Origin of the sequence: Specibacter sp. NPDC078692, assembly GCF_040686835.1 — a bacterium.
Taxonomy (GTDB): domain Bacteria; phylum Actinomycetota; class Actinomycetes; order Actinomycetales; family Micrococcaceae; genus Specibacter.
The window spans coordinates 1-18,079 of sequence record NZ_JBFBLV010000049.1; the positions used below are offsets into that span (position 1 = coordinate 1).

14 protein-coding genes and 1 tRNA gene are annotated in these 18,079 nt (G+C 60.9%); 12 read left to right on the top strand and 3 right to left on the bottom strand.

Features of this window, described 5'->3' with window-relative positions; genetic code table 11:
- Positions 1-150: 150 nt before the first annotated feature.
- Positions 151-795: a TIGR03085 family metal-binding protein gene (locus tag AB0O97_RS19500; RefSeq protein ID WP_363841440.1), complete on the bottom strand. Its 645-nt coding sequence runs from the start codon at positions 793-795 to the stop codon at positions 151-153.
- 300 nt (positions 796-1,095) lie between these two features.
- On the opposite strand from AB0O97_RS19500, the gene hisI reads away from it, so the two are divergent.
- The 11 genes from hisI to pyk all read left to right on the top strand — a co-directional run bounded on the left by hisI (position 1,096) and on the right by pyk (position 16,602).
- On the top strand, positions 1,096-1,467 hold the full coding sequence (gene hisI, locus AB0O97_RS19505) for a phosphoribosyl-AMP cyclohydrolase (RefSeq protein WP_363884896.1): 372 nt from the start codon (positions 1,096-1,098) through the stop codon (positions 1,465-1,467).
- A 136-nt stretch (positions 1,468-1,603) separates the two neighbouring features.
- A complete protein-coding gene (locus AB0O97_RS19510; protein ID WP_363884884.1) occupies positions 1,604-3,217 on the top strand; it encodes an anthranilate synthase component I in 1,614 nt (537 codons plus the stop codon).
- Entirely contained in the window at positions 3,214-3,840 is a 627-nt protein-coding gene (locus tag AB0O97_RS19515; protein ID WP_363884885.1) for a Trp biosynthesis-associated membrane protein, read from the top strand. The genes AB0O97_RS19510 and AB0O97_RS19515 overlap by 4 nt, the downstream gene beginning before the upstream one ends.
- Before the next feature lie 98 nt (positions 3,841-3,938).
- Entirely contained in the window at positions 3,939-4,214 is a 276-nt protein-coding gene (locus AB0O97_RS19520) for an HGxxPAAW family protein (RefSeq protein WP_363841176.1), read from the top strand.
- Positions 4,215-4,216: 2 nt separating this feature from the next.
- Entirely contained in the window at positions 4,217-5,047 is an 831-nt protein-coding gene (gene trpC / locus AB0O97_RS19525; protein ID WP_363884886.1) for an indole-3-glycerol phosphate synthase TrpC, read from the top strand.
- Positions 5,048-5,177: 130 nt separating this feature from the next.
- A complete protein-coding gene (trpB, locus tag AB0O97_RS19530) occupies positions 5,178-6,611 on the top strand; it encodes a tryptophan synthase subunit beta (RefSeq protein WP_363841171.1) in 1,434 nt (477 codons plus the stop codon).
- Positions 6,604-7,461 (top strand): tryptophan synthase subunit alpha, encoded by an 858-nt coding sequence (gene trpA / locus AB0O97_RS19535; RefSeq protein WP_363841168.1) that lies wholly within the window; start codon positions 6,604-6,606, stop codon positions 7,459-7,461. The genes trpB and trpA overlap by 8 nt, the downstream gene beginning before the upstream one ends.
- Positions 7,458-8,546, top strand: a complete 1,089-nt coding sequence (gene lgt / locus AB0O97_RS19540) for a prolipoprotein diacylglyceryl transferase (RefSeq protein ID WP_363884888.1) — start codon at positions 7,458-7,460, stop codon at positions 8,544-8,546. Before trpA ends, lgt begins: the two co-directional genes overlap by 4 nt.
- A 476-nt stretch (positions 8,547-9,022) precedes the next feature.
- Positions 9,023-13,603, top strand: coding sequence for a glutamate synthase large subunit (gltB, locus tag AB0O97_RS19545; RefSeq protein WP_363884898.1), 4,581 nt, complete (start codon positions 9,023-9,025; stop codon positions 13,601-13,603).
- Complete coding sequence (locus AB0O97_RS19550) at positions 13,596-15,050, top strand: glutamate synthase subunit beta (protein WP_363841162.1); 1,455 nt, start codon at positions 13,596-13,598, stop codon at positions 15,048-15,050. Before gltB ends, AB0O97_RS19550 begins: the two co-directional genes overlap by 8 nt.
- Before the next feature lie 70 nt (positions 15,051-15,120).
- Positions 15,121-16,602, top strand: a complete 1,482-nt coding sequence (gene pyk, locus AB0O97_RS19555) for a pyruvate kinase (RefSeq protein WP_363884890.1) — start codon at positions 15,121-15,123, stop codon at positions 16,600-16,602.
- 204 nt (positions 16,603-16,806) lie between these two features.
- On the opposite strand, the gene AB0O97_RS19560 is transcribed toward pyk, so the two are convergent.
- Positions 16,807-17,409 (bottom strand): response regulator, encoded by a 603-nt coding sequence (locus AB0O97_RS19560; RefSeq protein ID WP_363884892.1) that lies wholly within the window; start codon positions 17,407-17,409, stop codon positions 16,807-16,809.
- A 180-nt stretch (positions 17,410-17,589) separates the two neighbouring features.
- On the opposite strand from AB0O97_RS19560, the gene AB0O97_RS19565 reads away from it, so the two are divergent.
- Positions 17,590-17,670: transfer RNA gene (locus AB0O97_RS19565), tRNA-Leu, on the top strand.
- 106 nt (positions 17,671-17,776) lie between these two features.
- On the opposite strand, the gene AB0O97_RS19570 is transcribed toward AB0O97_RS19565, so the two are convergent.
- Positions 17,777-17,977 carry a CPBP family intramembrane glutamic endopeptidase gene (locus tag AB0O97_RS19570; RefSeq protein WP_363884894.1) on the bottom strand — a complete coding sequence of 67 codons (201 nt, stop codon included), beginning with the start codon at positions 17,975-17,977 and terminating at the stop codon, positions 17,777-17,779.
- Positions 17,978-18,079 lie beyond the last annotated feature (102 nt).

An 18,079-nucleotide genomic window follows, 5' to 3' on the forward strand; every position in this document is an offset into this window, starting at 1 on the left:
ATCGACGACTACGTCGCCATCAACGACCCCAAACACCACACCCAAACCACCAACCTCTCTCAAGCAGGTTGACAAATACCGTTGCTGCGATAGCGACGGTTTAAAACCAGCCATTGCTGCGATAGCGTGCGTCAGTGGTGGGCTCGGAGCTTAGAGCCCGACGTCGGCCGTGCGCAGCAGTGCGACGGCGTCTGGCTGGCCCTCAAAGGTGACCAGGGCCTGGCCGGTGCGGCCGTTGGCATGCATGAGCAATTCACCAGGGTCGCCAATGATCGCCACTGAAACCGGTGCGCGTTTGGCCACGTGGCGTGGGCCTTCCGGGTTCACCAAGACAATTCCCAAGTCCACCCCGCGGTACATGATGGCTGCGCGTTTGAGCAGTTCTGCCCAGAGTGCTCCGGAGTAGGCGGCGTCAAGGGTCCGTGGTGCCCAGCGGTCAGAGGCGCGGCGGACATCTTCGGTGTGGATGAAGAATTCGGTGAGGTTCGCGGCCTGGTCTACCGATTTCAGGGCAAAGGGTGACAACTTTGGCGGACCTGCCCGGAACTTCTCCACGAGCGCAGCAAAGGTCTCGGGAGTGGCGGACGCGGCAGCCAACTCTGCAACGGCCTTCTCTGAAGCCTTCCGCCACGGCTTCAGTATCAGGCCCAGGCCTACGCGCGGATTATGTTCGCGCAGGTAAAGGTGGGCGGCCAGGTCCTGGGTCAGCCATCCTTCACAGAGCGTGGGTGCTCCCGGACCGGCGGCCAGCAGGGTCTCGGCAAGGACTTCACGGGATGGTTCTACAAATCGCATCACTTGTGAAATTAGCATGTATTCGCCTCGGATGGCACCAAGACACAAGGACAAGGCGCAAGTACCCCAAGAACTCCCGTGAACTCCACAGGGTCCAGCGGGATTGTTTGCCGGTTCACTCCTAACCCACAGATAGCCGCCCGTTGTCACTCCTGGCCACCCGTAGTCGCCGCGATCTAGCCATGGGCTCTGGCCCGAGCCGTCGCGGACTCTGTCAATGGCCCCTGTCAAGAGTTTGTGGCACTAGAATTGGCTGTGATGCAGCAAAGCCCAGATACCCAGTCCACGTCCGCCGCACCCATGCCTGCGCAGGGTGCAGAATTGTCGGCAGCAGTCGCCGCTTTACTCAAGCATGATGGGGCTGGCCTGGTTGCCGCCATCATTCAGCAATTCGACAGCCAAGAAGTGTTGATGCTTGGCTGGATGGATAACGAGGCCCTGCGCCGGACCCTAAGCTCAGGCCGGGTCACCTTTTACTCCCGCTCGCGTCAAGAATATTGGCGCAAGGGCGATACCTCCGGCCACTTCCAATACGTGAAGTCGGTGGCCCTGGACTGCGACGGCGACGCCCTCTTGATCACCGTCGACCAAGTCGGCGCAGCCTGCCACACCGGCACCCATACCTGCTTTGAAGGCCGAGAACTCGAAGCCGTCGTCGGTCACCGCAGCTAGTATCTAGCGGCAGCCGTGGCTGAGCGCTTCCTGCCCACAACCGGCAGGTATCAGCTACCAGCCACCGCACCTCGTCCATACCGCCAGCAAGAAATTGCTGCAGCCATCCGCCTGAGTCAAGAAAGCCAAACATTTCATGCAAGATCTAGGTGTCATCAGCCCCTCCCTGACGGAATTTCGTGAACTGGCCCGCACCCGCCGAGTCATCCCCGTCCATTTGAAGGTCCTGGCCGACGCGCAAACGCCCATCGGCCTCTACCGCGCACTGGCCGCCGAGGCCCCCGGCACCTTCTTGATGGAATCCGCAGCCGTGGGTGGTGTCTGGTCCCGCTATTCCTTCATTGGTGTGCGCTCCAGCGCAACGTTGACCACGCACGACGGCGGTGCGTTCTGGCAGGGGACCCCTCCCGTAGGCGTGCCCTTGAGCGGGAACCCTGTGGCAGCCATGGAAGCGACGCTGAAGCTTTTGGCCACGGAGCGTTTTGATGGCTTGCCGCCGTTTACTTCTGGCTTGGTTGGCTTTGTGGGTTGGGAATCGGTGCGCAACTGGGAAAAGCTGCCCACGCCGCCGCCGGATGATCTGAAGCTGCCGGAGCTTGCGCTGAACTTGATTGCCGACATGGCCGTCCATGACAACAATGAGGGCACCGTGTTGTTGATCGCTAACGCCATCAACGCCAACGGCACTGATGAAAACGTGGACGGTGCATGGCATGATGCTGTAGCCCGGGTCCATGCCATGGTGGACCAGCTACGTCAGCCTGTTGCCCAGCCCATGTCGGTGGTTGAGGTGCCTGCCGCCAGCTTCGCCGACAGTGTTGAAGAGCAATGGGACCGCAACGAATACCTGAAGGCTCTGGACCTTGCCAAGGAAGCCATCGTGGATGGTGAGGTGTTCCAAGTAGTGGTCTCACGCCGCTTTGAAATGGTTTGCGAAGCCAGTGCCCTCGATGTGTACCGGGTTTTGCGCAACACCAACCCCAGCCCGTACATGTACCTGTTCAGCTTCGAAGATGCCAACGGCGAACCGTACTCCATCGTGGGTTCTTCCCCCGAAGCACTCGTCAGCGTTTTGGGTACTGAAGTCATCACCCACCCGATCGCCGGTTCTCGGCCCCGCGGTGCCACCACTGAAGAAGATAAGTGGTTGGCCAAGGATCTGCTGGCCGATGAAAAGGAACGCTCCGAACACCTGATGCTGGTGGATCTGTCCCGCAACGACCTCTCCAAAGTCTGTGTTCCTGGAACCGTGGATGTCACCCAGTTCATGGAAATCGAGCGTTTCAGCCACATCATGCATCTGGTCTCCACCGTGGTGGGCACCTTGAGCCCGGACAAGATCGCCTACGACGTTCTCGCCGCAACTTTCCCGGCTGGCACCTTGTCCGGTGCCCCGAAGCCGAGGGCTTTGAGCCTGTTGGATGAACTGGAACCCATCCGTCGCGGCGTTTACGGTGGTGTTGTCGGCTACCTGGACTTCGCTGGCGATATGGACATGGCCATCGCTATCCGCTCCGCCTTGCTGCGCGGCGGCAAAGCGTATGTCCAAGCCGGCGGTGGCATCGTGGCGGACTCCGTGAATGAAACCGAAGCCATGGAAACAGTCAATAAAGCAGCAGCGCCACTGCGGGCCGTCTATGCCGCAGCGTCCTTACGCGACCTCGCCGAACGTCCCGGCGATCAGCAGACCAACTCAACAAACTCAGCAAACACAGCAAACACAGCAAACTCAGCAGGGGAAACACTATGAGTCCCGAACTTCCCGTGCCAGGTACGGCACACACCACCGCTGTCACGATGCCTGCCTGGAAGCGTAAGTCAACGCTGGTGTTGTTGATGATCGTGGCGGCCTTGGCCGTCTTTGGCACCACCACCCAAACCTGGATCCATGTGGCCATCGCCCCGGGCGAAGTAGCCACAACAGATCTGGACATTCCTGGTAACAAGGCGGCTGTGGCCGTCTCCGCGCTGGCTCTGGTGGCACTGGCTGGGGCCTTGGCCACCACCATTGCCGGGCGCGTGGCCCGCATCATTGCAGCCACAGTGGTTTTCCTCGCTGCGGTGGGGGTCATCGCTGTGGCTCTAGGAATTTATGCAGATCCAGTGACCGCCGCCATGGCTGAAGTGGGTGCGGCAACCGGGATTGAGGGTCAGGCCTCAGAAGCCACTGCCACGCTCTTCCCCGTACTGGCTGCGGCTGCGGCTGCGGTGCTGGCAATCGGGTCGTTGTTGGTGATCTGGTTGGGTCGGGTCTGGGTTGTGCGCACCAAATATGATGCTGCGAAGGGTCCTTCCGCGGCAAAGTCGGACGAGCCGGTTGACGAGATTGACAGCTGGGACAGGCTCAGTCGCGGCGAGGACCCCACGGCCTAGTCACGGCACGAGTCCACGGGGTGTTCCGCTTTGGGATTCCAAGGGCAACTAATGGCAGAATGTATTTTTAGTATCCGCGTTAAATAGGGAGATTTACCATGAGCAACAAGTCGGCTGCGTCAGTAACCGTGCAAGAGCCTATCGATCACAGCATTGAGCTGGGCCACGGCAACAGCCCGGCAGCCTGGACGAGCGTCACCGTCATGCTCGTTGGCACGATCGTTGGCTGCATCGCCTTCGTGATTGGCGAGAGCGCCACTATGCTGTTCTGGATTGGCGTTGGCATTATTGCTGTTGGCGTCATCCTGGGCCCGGTCCTGAAGGCCGCCGGCTACGGTGTTGGCGGAAGCAAGCTGAAGAACAACGGCCACTAGCAGTGAGTGTTCTGCTGGACATCATTGACGGTGTCCGGGAAGACCTCCGTGCGCGCCAGGAGCTTGTGAGCCTGGAGAAGTTGCAGGAGCGTGTCAAGCACGTTGCTCCGGCACTGGACGCTTGGGCTGCCCTAGGTGGCAATCTAGCCGTGCGCCCGGAGCTGAAAGTCATTTCCGAGGTCAAACGCCGCAGTCCCTCCAAGGGCGATCTGGCCGGCATCGCCGACCCGGCAGCTCTAGCGGCGATGTACCAAGCTGGCGGTGCCAGCATCATTAGCGTCTTGACGGAGGAGCGCCGCTTCGGCGGTTCCTTGGCTGACCTAGATGCTGTCCGCGCCGCCGTGCAGATCCCGGTGCTGCGCAAGGACTTCACCTGCGATGAGTACATGATCTGGGAGGCCCGTGCCCACGGCGCAGACTTGGTCCTGCTCATTGTTGCTTCCTTGAGCGATGAGGAACTGCGCAGCTACTTGGCACTGACCCACCAGCTGGGCATGAACGCCGTGGTAGAAACGCACACGGCCGAAGAAATTGAGCGCGCCGTTGCCGTTGACGCCAAAATCATTGGTATCAATGTGCGCAACCTCAAAACTCTCGATGTTGATCGCGGCGTTTTCGCCGCGTTATCTGGCGGTATTCCTGCCGGGAACATCGAGAACGGGCCCATCGTGGTCGCCGAGTCAGGCGTGCGTGACGTGGCCGACGTCGTGCATTACGTAGAGAACGGTGCCAACGCCATCCTGGTGGGGGAGGCGCTCGTAACAGATTCCACTCCACGGGAGCGGATCACCGAATTCAAAACCGCTGGGGCCAAGGCCATCAGCACCCGCTAGCATTCGGGCCCGTCCGTGTAGGGCGGGCCCGCCTGTTTGCATGGCTGGTGGCCCGAGGCATGCCGCACCGGCCACCAGCACCAACTTGATATCAGTGCACAATTATTTACGGAACAGGACGGTGGAACTGATGGCTCACGTGCCAGCAGCTTCGTCACAGGATCCCGCTGACATGGTGGATCCGGCAACAGCATTTCTGCAGGGCTCAATGCCGGCAGGATCATCACCGGAGCATTCGCTGCGGCACGCCCCCGGACCGTACTTTGGCGCCTACGGTGGCCGTTGGATGCCCGAATCCCTCATCGCGGCACTGGATGAAATCGAAGAAACTTTTGAAAAAGCAAAAGTCGACCCAGACTTCCTGGCCGAGATTGCTGAGCTGAACAAGAACTACTCGGGCCGCCCGTCGCTGTTGACTGAGGCCAAGCGCTTCAGCGAGCACGCCGGGGGAGCCCGTGTCTTCCTCAAACGTGAAGACCTCAACCACACTGGTTCGCACAAGATCAACAACGTCTTGGGTCAAGCTTTGTTGGCCAAGCGCATGGGCAAGACGCGCATCATCGCTGAGACCGGTGCCGGTCAGCATGGTGTAGCTAGCGCAACCGCCGCAGCCCTCTTGGGTCTTGAGTGCGTGGTCTACATGGGTGCCGAAGATTGCCGCCGCCAGGCGCTCAACGTGGCTCGCATGCAGTTGCTCGGTGCCACGGTGGTGCCGGTGACCAACGGTTCCCAGACCCTCAAGGACGCCATCAACGATGCCCTGCGAGACTGGGTCGCGAACGTTGAGAACACCCACTACGTCCTCGGAACTGTTTCCGGCGCGCACCCGTTCCCCGCCATGGTCCGCTTCTTCCACGAAGTCATTGGTGAAGAAGCACGTGGCCAGATCATCGATCAGATCGGCCGCCTGCCCGACGCCGTATGTGCTTGCATCGGTGGCGGCTCCAACGCCATCGGCTTGTTCCACGGATTCCTGGATGACTCCGATGTCAAGATCTACGGCTTTGAAGCTGCCGGCGACGGCGTTGAGACGGGCCGCCACGCGGCCACCATCACGCTGGGTCGCCCGGGCGTGTTGCACGGCGCCCGTTCCTACCTCATGCAGGACGAGGACGGTCAGACCATCGAGTCGCACTCCATCTCAGCAGGTCTGGACTACCCGGGCGTTGGACCGGAGCACGCCTACCTGGCTGATCTTGGACGGGTTAGCTACGAAGCCATCACCGACACCGAAGCGATGGACGCATTCAAACTGCTCTGCCGGACCGAAGGCATCATCCCGGCCATCGAGTCCTCGCACGCATTGGCTGGCGCCTTGAAGGTTGGCCAGCGCCTCACTGCTGACGCCGCCAAGCCCGACGATGTCGTCATCATCGTGAACCTCTCCGGCCGCGGTGACAAAGACGTTCAGACGGCCGCCGACTGGTTCGGTCTGTTGGATGAAGATGGAAACGTCAAGGGCACCATGCTCTCCACCCGCACCGCCAAGGGCGCCGTGCACGGCGCAGGTGCACAAGATGAAGCAGCCGTCGATATCAACGCAGAGGATGCCAGCAATGAGTGAGATAACTACCAGCCACGACACTGCTGTGAGCCATGTCAGCAAGTCCGCCGCGGCCATCGCTCGGGCCAAGGCTGCCGGGCGCAAGGCGCTGATCGCCTACCTGCCGGCCGGTTTCCCGGACAAGCAGACCTCCATTGACGCAGCCATCGCCGTAGCCCGAAACGGTGCCGACATCGTTGAGATTGGTATCGCGTATTCGGATCCGGTCATGGATGGTTCGGTCATTCAGGCTGCCACCACCCAGGCTCTCGAAAACGGCTTCCGCGTGGCAGACGTCTTCGACATCGTTGCAGCTGTCACCGCAGAAACGGATGCCGCCGTTCTGGTCATGACGTATTGGAACCCTGTCATGCGCTTGGGTGTTGACGAATTCGCCCGCCGTCTGGCCGAGGCCGGGGGAGCCGGGCTCATTACCCCTGACCTCATCCCTGATGAAGCTTCAGAATGGTTCGCAGCCTCGGATAAGTACGGTCTGGACCGAGTCTTTTTGGTGGCCCCGTCGTCCACCCCGGAACGTGTGGCCATGACCGTCGAAGCGACACGCGGATTTGTCTACGCCGTCTCCATCATGGGCGTCACCGGTGCCCGCACCTCGGTCTCCAGTGCCGCCGAAGCTGTGGTTGCTGCAGCCCACGCCGCCGGCGCCGAAAATGCCTGTGTTGGTCTGGGAGTATCGCGCGCAGAACACGTCCGCGAGATTGCTGCCTACGCCGACGGTGTCATCGTCGGAACCGCCTTGGTAGCTGCCCTGCGCGACGGCGGTGTGCCCGCAGTGGGCGCGCTGGCCAAGGAACTCAGCTCCGGCTTTGACGCTCCCTCCACCCCTGCAACGGAAGCCGCTACCTCGTGATCTCCACTCTCCTTCCGCAGTCTCTGGGTCACGCCGTCGTGGCGTCCATTCCTGCGCCGACTTGGTCCGGTTTCGATATTGGGCCGCTGCGCATCCACGCCTACGCACTCTGCATTTTGCTCGGTATTGTGGCAGCTCTTTGGCTGACCGACCGCCGGTGGAAACGCCGCGGCGGACCCGAAGGCTCCATCTGGGACATCGCCATCTGGGCGATCCCCTTCGGCATCATCGGCGGTCGGCTCTACCACGTCTTCTCTTCCCCGGAGGCGTACTTTGGCCCCGGCTTCGACGGCACCGGTGACCTCTCCCTGATCCCACAAATCTGGTTGGGTGGCTTGGGAATCTGGGGCGCCGTTGTACTTGGTGTGGTGGGTGCCTGGATTGGTTGCCGCCGCGCCAACGTGAAGATTTCTGCGTTCGTCGACGCCGCCGCTCCCGGCATCTTGCTGGCCCAGGCTATTGGCCGCTGGGGCAACTACTTCAATCAGGAACTCTTCGGCGGACCTACCACCCAGCCGTGGGGCCTGAGCGTCGCGCCGGAGTTCGTGCCGGCTGGCTTCAGCCCCGACACCCTCTTCCACCCCACCTTCCTGTACGAGTGCCTCTGGAACCTGGCCGGCGTTGCTGTCCTGCTCCTGCTGGACCGCAAGCTCAAGCTGCGTAACGGCCGCCTGTTCCTGCTGTACGCCATGATCTACACGGCCGGCCGCGTCTGGATTGAAATGCTGCGCATCGACACCGCCGAGCAAATCACCTTCTTCGGCGTCACCGCACGCCTGAACGTGTGGACCAGCATCATCGTCTTCGTTGCGGCCCTGGTGGCGTTCATCGTCATTGGCCTCTTGCGCCGGGACAAGCCGGAGGACTCCGTCTACCTGCCCGGTCGCGAGCCAGCCCTCGAAGCGGCTCCCGTGGGCGCCGTTGTCTCAGGCAAGGCCGAAGCCGTCAAGACTAACGCTCTCAAGAACGACGCCGACACCACAGCTGCGAAATCACCGTCCAGTGACGCTGTGGCTAAGCCAGCAACGAGTGACGCCAAGACCGCGGGCACCACCGTAAAGGACGCGCCTTCGAAGGACGTCTAGCAGTTTCTTTGCACTCGTAGCTCTGAGCGGGCGCTAGGAATTAAGCAACATCAAGACTAAGCAACATCAAGGTGGTCCCGATAACTCGGGGCCACCTTTTTCGTGCCCAAAAGCAAGCTCTGCCAGCTCGTGAGGGCAGCTCCTTGACGCTGAAAGGAGCCCCTCCTCGCTCAGCGGGGATCTTATTAGTATTACTGATCGTGCATATCATTCCAAAATATAAGATGAGGGCTTTCTCGTGTTTCCGGCGGCGTTATAGTAAAAACCGCTGCATAAAACAACGGGCCCAAGAAGTCTTAGTTCATTGTGCAATTGCACTATCAATCGTGTTGGGAAGATCCGCTTTTCGCGGCCCAAGGGCCAGTGTTGTCCCCACCAACGCCCACTATGGGAAGGACAATCACGTCGTGACACAGAACTCTGCACATGACTCCCACCGCTCTGAGGCGCTCTCACCGTTCACTCGCTTTGCCGCCATGCCGGAGCAGCGAGGCCTGTACAACCCGGCTGCCGAGAAGGACGCCTGCGGGTTGGCTGTTGTTGCCACTCTGCGCGGCACCCCTGGACACGACATCGTTCAGAAGGCCCTCATCGCGTTGCGCAACTTGGAGCACCGCGGAGCTGTTGGCGCCGATGAGGGGACAGGCGATGGTGCCGGAATTCTGACGCAGATCCCTGACGCCTTCTTCCGTGCGGTTGCCGGCGTCGAGCTGCCGGCACTGGGCAACTACGCAGTAGGAACCGCCTTCCTGCCCACCGATCCGCAGCACCAGAGCGCAGCCAGAGCCGGTCTGGAAGCACTTGCCGAAAGTGAAGGGTTGCAGGTTCTGGGCTGGCGCGAGGTGCCGGTCGTGGACGGGTTGGTCGGGGCTAGTGCCAAGGCTTGCCAGCCACACTTCAGCCAACTCTTCGTAGCACTGGCAGCTGAGTCAGCGGCAAGCAACACAGCGCAGCAACTAGCTACCGATCAAGCCAACGAACTCGATCGAAAAGCGTACCGGCTACGCAAGCGCGCCCAGCAAAAACACGGCGTCTATTTCCCCTCGTTGTCCTCCAAGACCATCGTCTACAAGGGCATGGTCACCACTGCGCAACTGGAGCCGTTCTACCCTGACCTCTCCGATCCGCGCTTCGCCTCCAAGCTGGCCGTGGTGCATTCGCGTTTCTCCACCAACACCTTCCCCTCTTGGCCGCTGGCCCAGCCCTTCCGGGCCATCGCCCACAACGGTGAGATCAACACCGTCAAGGGAAACCGGAATTGGATGCGCGCCCGCCAATCCACCATGTCCCACGCGCTGCTCGGGGACACTCCTGAAGAGTTGTTCCCCATCTGCACCCCCGGCGCCTCGGACTCCGCCTCCTTCGATGAAGTGGCCGAGCTGCTGTGGCTCTCGGGGCGGCCCATCACCGAAGCCGTCATGATGATGATCCCTGAAGCGTGGGAAAATCACGCCACTATGGATCCGGCCCGCAAAGCGTTTTACGAATACCACTCGCTCCTGATGGAACCGTGGGATGGCCCGGCCGCCGTGTCCTTTACGGATGGCACGCTGGTCGGTGCCACCTTGGACCGCAATGGCTTGCGCCCGGCCCGCTTCTGGGTCACCGACGACGGCTTGGTCGTGCTGGCCTCGGAGGTCGGTGTGCTGGATTTGGACCCAGCCACCATCGTGCAGAAGGGCCGCGTTGCCCCGGGCACCATGTTCCTCGTGGACACCGCCAAGGGTGAGCTCATCAGCGATGAAACCATCAAAGCCCAGGCTGCCGCGGCCCGCCCCTACGAGAGCTGGGCCAAGGAAAACACCATCCAACTCGCCGATTTGCCCGAGCGTGAGCACGTCATCCACACCAGTTCTTCGGTGTTGCACCGCCAGCGCACCTTCGGCTACACCACTGAGGAACTGCGCATCCTGCTCGGTCCCATGGCCAAGAACGGAGCCGAGCCGCTAGGCGCCATGGGCACCGACACCCCCGTAGCCGTCCTCTCGCAACGGCCGCGCCTCTTGTTCGACTACTTTGTGCAACAGTTTGCCCAGGTCACCAACCCGCCGCTGGACGCCATCCGCGAGGAGCTTGTCACCTCGTTGAACACCACCATTGGCCCGCAGGGAAACCTGCTCTCTCGCAACAAGGTCACCGCACCCCAACTGGCGCTGTCATTCCCCGTCATCGACAACGATGACCTGGCCAAGATCGCCAACATGGAAACGCCCATCGCCGCTGATGGCTCCGGTGGCGAGAAAATCTCCATGAAGGTGCGTGGCCTGTACAAGGTCGACGGCGGTGAGGCCGCCTTACGTGCCCGGCTCTCCGAAATCGGTGAGCAGATCTCCGGAGCCATCAACCGCGGCGTGCAATACATTGTGCTCTCGGACAGGGACTCTTCTGCCGTGTGGGCCCCCATCCCTTCGCTACTTTTGCTCAGCGCCGTCCACCACCATCTCTTGCGCAGCGCGAACCGCACTAAGGTCTCCTTGGTTGTGGAAGCAGGCGACGTCCGCGAAGTTCACCACGTAGCCGTTCTGGTGGGCTACGGCGCAGCAGCCATCAACCCATACCTGGCCATGGAAACAGTGGAAGAACTCATCCGCACCGGCGACGTCACCGGCGTCACCCCCGAGGAAGGGGTGAAGAACCTCATCAAGGGACTGGGCAAGGGCGTTTTGAAGATCATGTCCAAAATGGGCATCTCCACGGTGTCCTCTTACTGTGGCGCGCAAACCTTTGAAGCTCTGGGCCTGTCCCAGGACATCGTGGATGACTATTTCACTGGCACCGTGAGCCAGCTCGGCGGCGTCGGTCTAGATGTCATCGCCAAGGAAGTATCAGCACGCCACATTCTGGCCTACCCGGTGGACGGCGTCGATGTCCCGCACCGCCCGCTGCTAGGAGGCGGCGAATACCAGTGGCGTCGTGACGGGGAACCGCACCTGTTCAATCCGGACACGGTGTTCCGTCTGCAGCACGCCACCCGGGAACGCCGCTATGACATCTTCAAGAAGTACACCCAAGGCATCGATGAGCAGGCCAACAAGCTCATGACCTTCCGTGGCTTGCTCACCTTCAAAGAAGGAGCGCGCCCGCCGGTGCCCTTGGCCGAGGTGGAATCGGTGGCCAGCATTGTCAAGCGATTCTCCACCGGCGCCATGAGCTACGGTTCCATCTCCCAGGAAGCGCACCAGACTCTGGCCATCGCCATGAACCGCTTGGGCGCCAAGTCCAACACCGGTGAGGGTGGCGAGGATGTTGAGCGTCTGCTGGACCCGGAGCGCCGCAGCGCCATCAAACAGGTTGCCTCAGGCCGTTTCGGCGTGACCAGCTTGTACCTGAGCAACGCCACGGACATCCAGATCAAGATGGCTCAGGGTGCCAAGCCCGGCGAGGGTGGTCAGCTCATGGCCAAAAAGGTGTACCCGTGGATCGCAGAAACACGCCACTCCACACCCGGCGTTGGCTTGATTTCCCCGCCCCCGCACCACGATATCTACTCCATTGAGGACCTCGCCCAGCTCATCTATGACTGCAAGCGAGCCAACCCCAGCGCTCGGGTTCACGTCAAGCTCGTCTCCGAAATGGGGATAGGCACGGTGGCGGCCGGGGTGACCAAGGCCAAGGCCGACGTCGTCCTCGTTTCCGGGCACGACGGCGGAACAGGCGCCAGCCCGCTGAACTCCCTTAAACATGCCGGCATGCCGTGGGAGCTGGGTCTGGCAGAAACTCAGCAGACGCTGCGCCTCAACGGGCTGCGTGAGCGGGTTGTGGTGCAGGTGGATGGCCAGCTCAAGACTGGCCGTGACGTCATCATCGCGGCGTTGCTCGGTGCTGAGGAATACGGTTTCGCTACGGCCCCGCTGGTGGTTTCCGGCTGTGTCATGATGCGTGTTTGCCACCTGGACACCTGCCCCGTGGGTGTTGCCACGCAGAATCCGGAACTTCGTCAACGGTTCACCGGCAAGCCGGAATTCGTGGTCAACTTCTTCGAGTTCCTTGCTGAAGAAGTCCGCGAGCTGCTGGCTGAACTCGGTTTCCGCAGCCTCGAGGAAGCCATCGGCCAGTCCAGTGTCCTTGATATTCAGGGTGCGCTGAACCATTGGAAGACGGCGGGTCTGGACTTGAGCCCCATCTTGTCCGACGCCGGTGTTCCCGCCGATGCGCCGGTTCGTCACCTGGTGGATCAGAACCATGAGCTGGACAAGCATTTTGATCAGCAATTGATCACCATGTCCGCCGAGGCGTTCAGTGACAGGGCACCGGTCAAGATCAGTGTCCCGGTCATCAACACCGACCGTTCAGTGGGTACGCTCCTGGGCCACAAGGTGACCAAAACATTCGGCATTGACGTGCTGGGTCCGGACACCATTGATGTGACGTTGACGGGTCAGGCGGGCCAATCGTTGGGTGCCTTCTTGCCAGCCGGTATCACGCTGCGCTTGCTCGGTGACGCCAACGACTATGTGGGCAAGGGCCTCTCCGGAGGGCGGATCACTGTCCGCCCGGACCGCAACAGCCAGTTTGTCGCGGCGCAGAACGTCATTGCCGGCAACGTGATTGGGTACGGAGCCACCAGCGGTGAAATGTTCCTGCGCGGCAAGGTGGGGGAGCGGTTCCTGGTCCGCAACTCCGGAGCTACTGCCGTGGTTGAAGGCATTGGCGATCATGGTTGTGAATACATGACAGGTGGCCAAACCCTGATTCTGGGTTCCACCGGCCGCAACTTTGGTGCCGGCATGTCCGGTGGCACGGCCTATGTGCTGGATCTGGAGCCCAGCCAAGTCAACAAGGTGGCTCTGGACTCCGGTGAACTGGTCCTCTCGGCGCTCGATGGTGTGGATCAAGAACTGGTCCACGCGCTCTTGCAACGCCACTTCGATGAGACGGAATCCGAGACCGCAGCAGTTCTGCTGGCCGATTTCCCCGGCACCGTGGCACGCATAACGAAGGTGCTGCCGCGCGATTACGCAGCAGTGTTACAGACCCGTTTGGCAGCAGCCGAGCAGGGCGAAGATCCAGACGGCGCAACCGTTTGGCAGAAAATTTTGGAGGTCACCGGTGGCTGATCCGCACGGTTTCTTAAACACTCGCGAACGCATCACCCAGACCCGCCGGCCCGTTCCTGTGCGCATCATGGACTGGAAGGAAGTCTACGAGGCCCAGGAAAAGGGTGTGCTGAAGTCCCAAGCGGGGCGCTGCATGGACTGTGGTGTGCCGTTCTGTCATCAGGGCTGCCCGCTGGGAAACCTTATCCCGGAATGGAATGACCTCACGTGGCGCGACAAGGGCCAAGAGGCCATTGAGCGTTTGCACTCCACCAACAACTTCCCGGAGTTCACGGGACGGCTGTGCCCGGCCCCGTGCGAAACGGCCTGTGTGCTGGGCATCAACCAGCCAGCTGTGACCATCAAGCAGGTAGAGGTTTCGATCATTGATGAGGCTTTCAACCAGGACTGGGTCCACCCGCTTCCCCCGGCCCGCCTCACAGGTAAGACGGTCGCCGTCGTCGGTTCAGGTCCGGCAGGGCTGGCAGCGGCACAGCAGCTGACCCGAACGGGGCACACTGTGGCGGTCTATGAGCGTGAGGATCGGATCGGTGGACTGCTGCGCTATGGCATCCCTGACTTCAAGTTGGAGAAGGAGAGTGTGGATCGCCGGGTGGCGCAAATGGAGGCTGAGGGCACTCGCTTCCGCACCGGCATTGAGGTAGGCAAGGACCTTGGGTGGGAAGAGCTGCGGCGCCGCTATGACGCCGTCGTGGTGTGCATTGGTGCCACGGTTCCGCGTGAACTGCCCATCCCTGGCCGGGCGCTCAAAGGTGTTCATGTGGCCATGGACTACCTGGTGCAGGCCAACAAGGCGGTTGCCGGTGATGTGCAGGCGGAGCAGATTGATGCTCGCGGCAAGCATGTGGTCATTTTGGGTGGCGGCGATACTGGTGCTGATTGCCTCGGAACGGCGCACCGCCAGCAGGCCGCGTCGGTGACCACGTTGGCCATTGGGGCGCAGCCGCCGTTAGAGCGGACGGCCAAGCAGCCGTGGCCCACATTCCCCAACCTCTTTGAAGTGGCTAGCGCGCATGAGGAGGGTGGTGAGCGGACATATCTGGCTTCCACCGTCGAGTTCCTGGGTGAGAATGGTGTGCTGACCGGCCTCAAGATCGCTGAAACTGAATTTGTCGGCGGGCGCAGGGTTCCCAAGGAGGGTACCGAACGGGTGATCGCTGCGGATCTGGTGTTTTTGGCCATGGGCTTTACCGGTCCTGAATCGGCCGAATTGGTCCACCAGCTGCCGGTGACGTTGGACGCTCGGTCAAATGTTAACCGTGATGGCTATTACATGACGGACCGTGACGGCGTCTTTGTTGCCGGTGATGCAGGGCGTGGACAATCGCTGATTGTCTGGGCCATTGCCGAGGGCCGGGCGTGTGCGGCCGCCGTCGATAAGCACTTGATGGGGGAGACGTTTTTGCCTGCTCCCGTCTCACCCAGCGATTCAGCTATCGGTGTCTAGCGGCAAAGCGATAGGCTGTCTGGGGGCACCAAAGTTTTCCGCTTAAAAACCACATACAAGGGTAGGTACATTGAGACGCGCAAAAATTGTTGCGACTTTCGGGCCGGCAATCGCCAGCTATGAAAACACACTTGCGGTACTGGAGGCGGGCGTCAACGTAGCCCGCATGAACATGAGCCACGGCGACTACGCCGTGCACCAGAACACGTACGAGAACGTACGTAAGGCTTCCGAAGCACTCGGCAAGCCCGTAGCCATCATGGCTGATTTACAGGGTCCCAAGATCCGCTTGGGCCGCTTTGCCAATGGCGAGGGCTATGACCTCGCTGTGGGCGATGTCTTCACCATCACCACCGAAGATGTCCCAGGAACTAAGGACATCTGCTCCACCACCTTGAAGTCCCTCACAGAGGACGTTAAGGTTGGCGACATCATGCTGATCGACGATGGCAAGGTCTCCGTTCGGGCCACTGCTGTTGACGCCGTGAAGGTTGTCACCGAAGTTACCGTTCCGGGCAAGGTCTCCAACAACAAGGGCATCAACTTGCCCGGTGTTGCTGTGAATGTCCCCGCCTTGAGCGAAAAGGACGAGAGCGATCTACGCTGGGCACTTGAGTGCGGCGTGGACCTCGTGGCTTTGTCTTTCGTGCGTGATGCAGCTGATATCACTCGCGTTCACGAGATCATGGACGAAGAAGGCCGCCGCGTGCCGGTCATCGCCAAGATCGAGAAGCCGCAGGCTGTTGCCAACCTGGAAGCCATCGTGGATGCGTTTGACGCCATCATGGTTGCCCGTGGCGACTTGGGCGTGGAGCTTCCTCTGGAAGATGTCCCGCTGGTGCAGAAGAAGTGTGTTGAAATGGCACGTCGCTGGGCCAAGCCCGTCATCGTGGCAACCCAGGTTCTGGAATCCATGATTGACAACCCGCGCCCCACCCGCGCAGAGGCATCTGACTGTGCAAATGCAGTGCTCGACGGCGCGGATGCAGTCATGCTCTCCGGCGAGACCAGCGTTGGCAAGTTCCCGATCGAGACCGTCAAGGTCATGGCGAGGATCATCGAAGCTGCTGAAGCTGAAGATGGCCTCAAGCTCATCCCGAAGCTGGGTTCCGAGCCGAAGACCCGCGGCGGCGTCATCACGGCAGCTGCCGTGCAGATCGCCAAGCAGCTCGATGCAAAGTACATTGCAACGTTCACGCAGTCCGGCGACTCGGCCCACCGCCTGTCCCGTCTGCGCCCGTCCAAGCCGGTTCTTGCGTTCACACCGGTGGAGAGCGTTCGCAACCAGTTGGCTCTGGCCTGGGGCATTGAGCCCGTGCTGGTTCCCCCGGTTGCCCACACTGACGCCATGACCGAGCAGGTTGATAAGACTCTGTTGGAGAAGGGTCTTGTTGACGAAGGCGATCTGGTTGTTATCGCAGCCGGTTCCCCTCCCGGACAGGCCGGTTCCACGAACCTGGTCAAGGTTCACAAGGTTGGCGACCTCGCCGATCTGGGCAAGGCCAACGATGGTTCCAAGAAGGAACGCATCGGCCCCTGGCCCACTGACTAGGTCTTAACACCCGTCACGAACGACGGCGGCACTCACCCTTCGCTTCATGTGCTGGGTGAGTGCCGCCGTCGTTCGTTAAGGGGAAGTTCCAGCCGGAACGAAAAATGACACCGATCCCGCTTTCTGATCCCGGGATTTCGGGATCCGAAAGCGGGATCGGTGTCATTCTCGGTTGGCCGGCCGAAGCGAGGGGGCCGGTGGGGACTAGTTGACCTGGTTGATGATGGTCTCGGCAACCTCGCGCATGCTCAGGCGGCGGTCCATGGAGGTCTTCTGGATCCAGCGGAAGGCCTCGGGCTCGGTGAGGCCCATCTTGGTGGTCAGCAGGGACTTGGCGCGCTCTACGAGCTTGCGGGTGGCGAACTGTTCCTGGAGGTCGGAGACTTCCTCTTCCAAGGCCTTGATTTCCTCGTGGCGGGAGAGTGCGATTTCCAGGGCGGGGATGAGATCTGCGGGGGTGAAGGGCTTGACTACGTAGGCCATGGCGCCGGCGTCACGGGCGCGCTCAACGAGTTCCTTCTGGCTGAAGGCGGTAAGGAGCACGACGGGGGCGATGCGCGCCTTGACGATGATCTCAGCGGCCGTGATGCCATCCATGACGGGCATCTTGACGTCCATGAGGACCAGATCGGGCTTGAGCTCCTTGGCGAGCTCCACGGCCTTCTCGCCATTGTCTGCTTCACCGACCACCTCATAGCCCTCGCCACGAAGAATTTCCATGATGTCCAAACGGATCAGGGTCTCGTCCTCGGCAACAATGACACGGCGTGCGGGCGAGGTGGGGGTTGTATCCGGCTGCTCTGACACAGAAAGCTCCTTTAAAGTGGTGAGTTGCACCACATTTTGTACATTTTGAGCCCTAGACGGGCTTTGGTTCCACAAAACAGCCTATATGCATGTAGAGTAGTTGCGCGCACTGGTTCGGAAGCGATTCCGAATCGAGGGCGTGATCTTCGTAACGGTGTTCATTTGGACTCCTTTACTAAGGCCCGAGTGGCGGAATGGCAGACGCGCTGCACTCAAAATGCAGTATCGAAAGATGTGTGGGTTCAAGTCCCACCTCGGGCACATATGTTCGAAAACCCCCTGGTGACAGGGGGTTTTCGTTTTTAAGTGTTGACAGACTGTTTGGCGAGTTGAAATAGGTTCCTGAGAGTTCGTCTGCGGCGCTCTATTACATGCTGTTGAGGGCGATATGCACGGCCGAGGGGACAACCAGGTTGCGTGTGCATTCAAAGAGGATTCCCAACGCGAGCCCGATGAGTGATTGCTGGGCGATGGTGATAGCTATCGCCGGAAGAAGCCCTGTATGGCCAGTGTTGCTGTAACCAACCCCGAGGTGCCAGACCCCGAACACGAGTGCCTGGAGGACCATCGACCCGGGGTTAGCGGCCAAAATGTGTGTACAGCCCGGGCGTGTCAGTGGCTTCTTCCGCCCCATCCTTGTTGAATTCCGTTGCCGTCTTGGTAGCTGAAG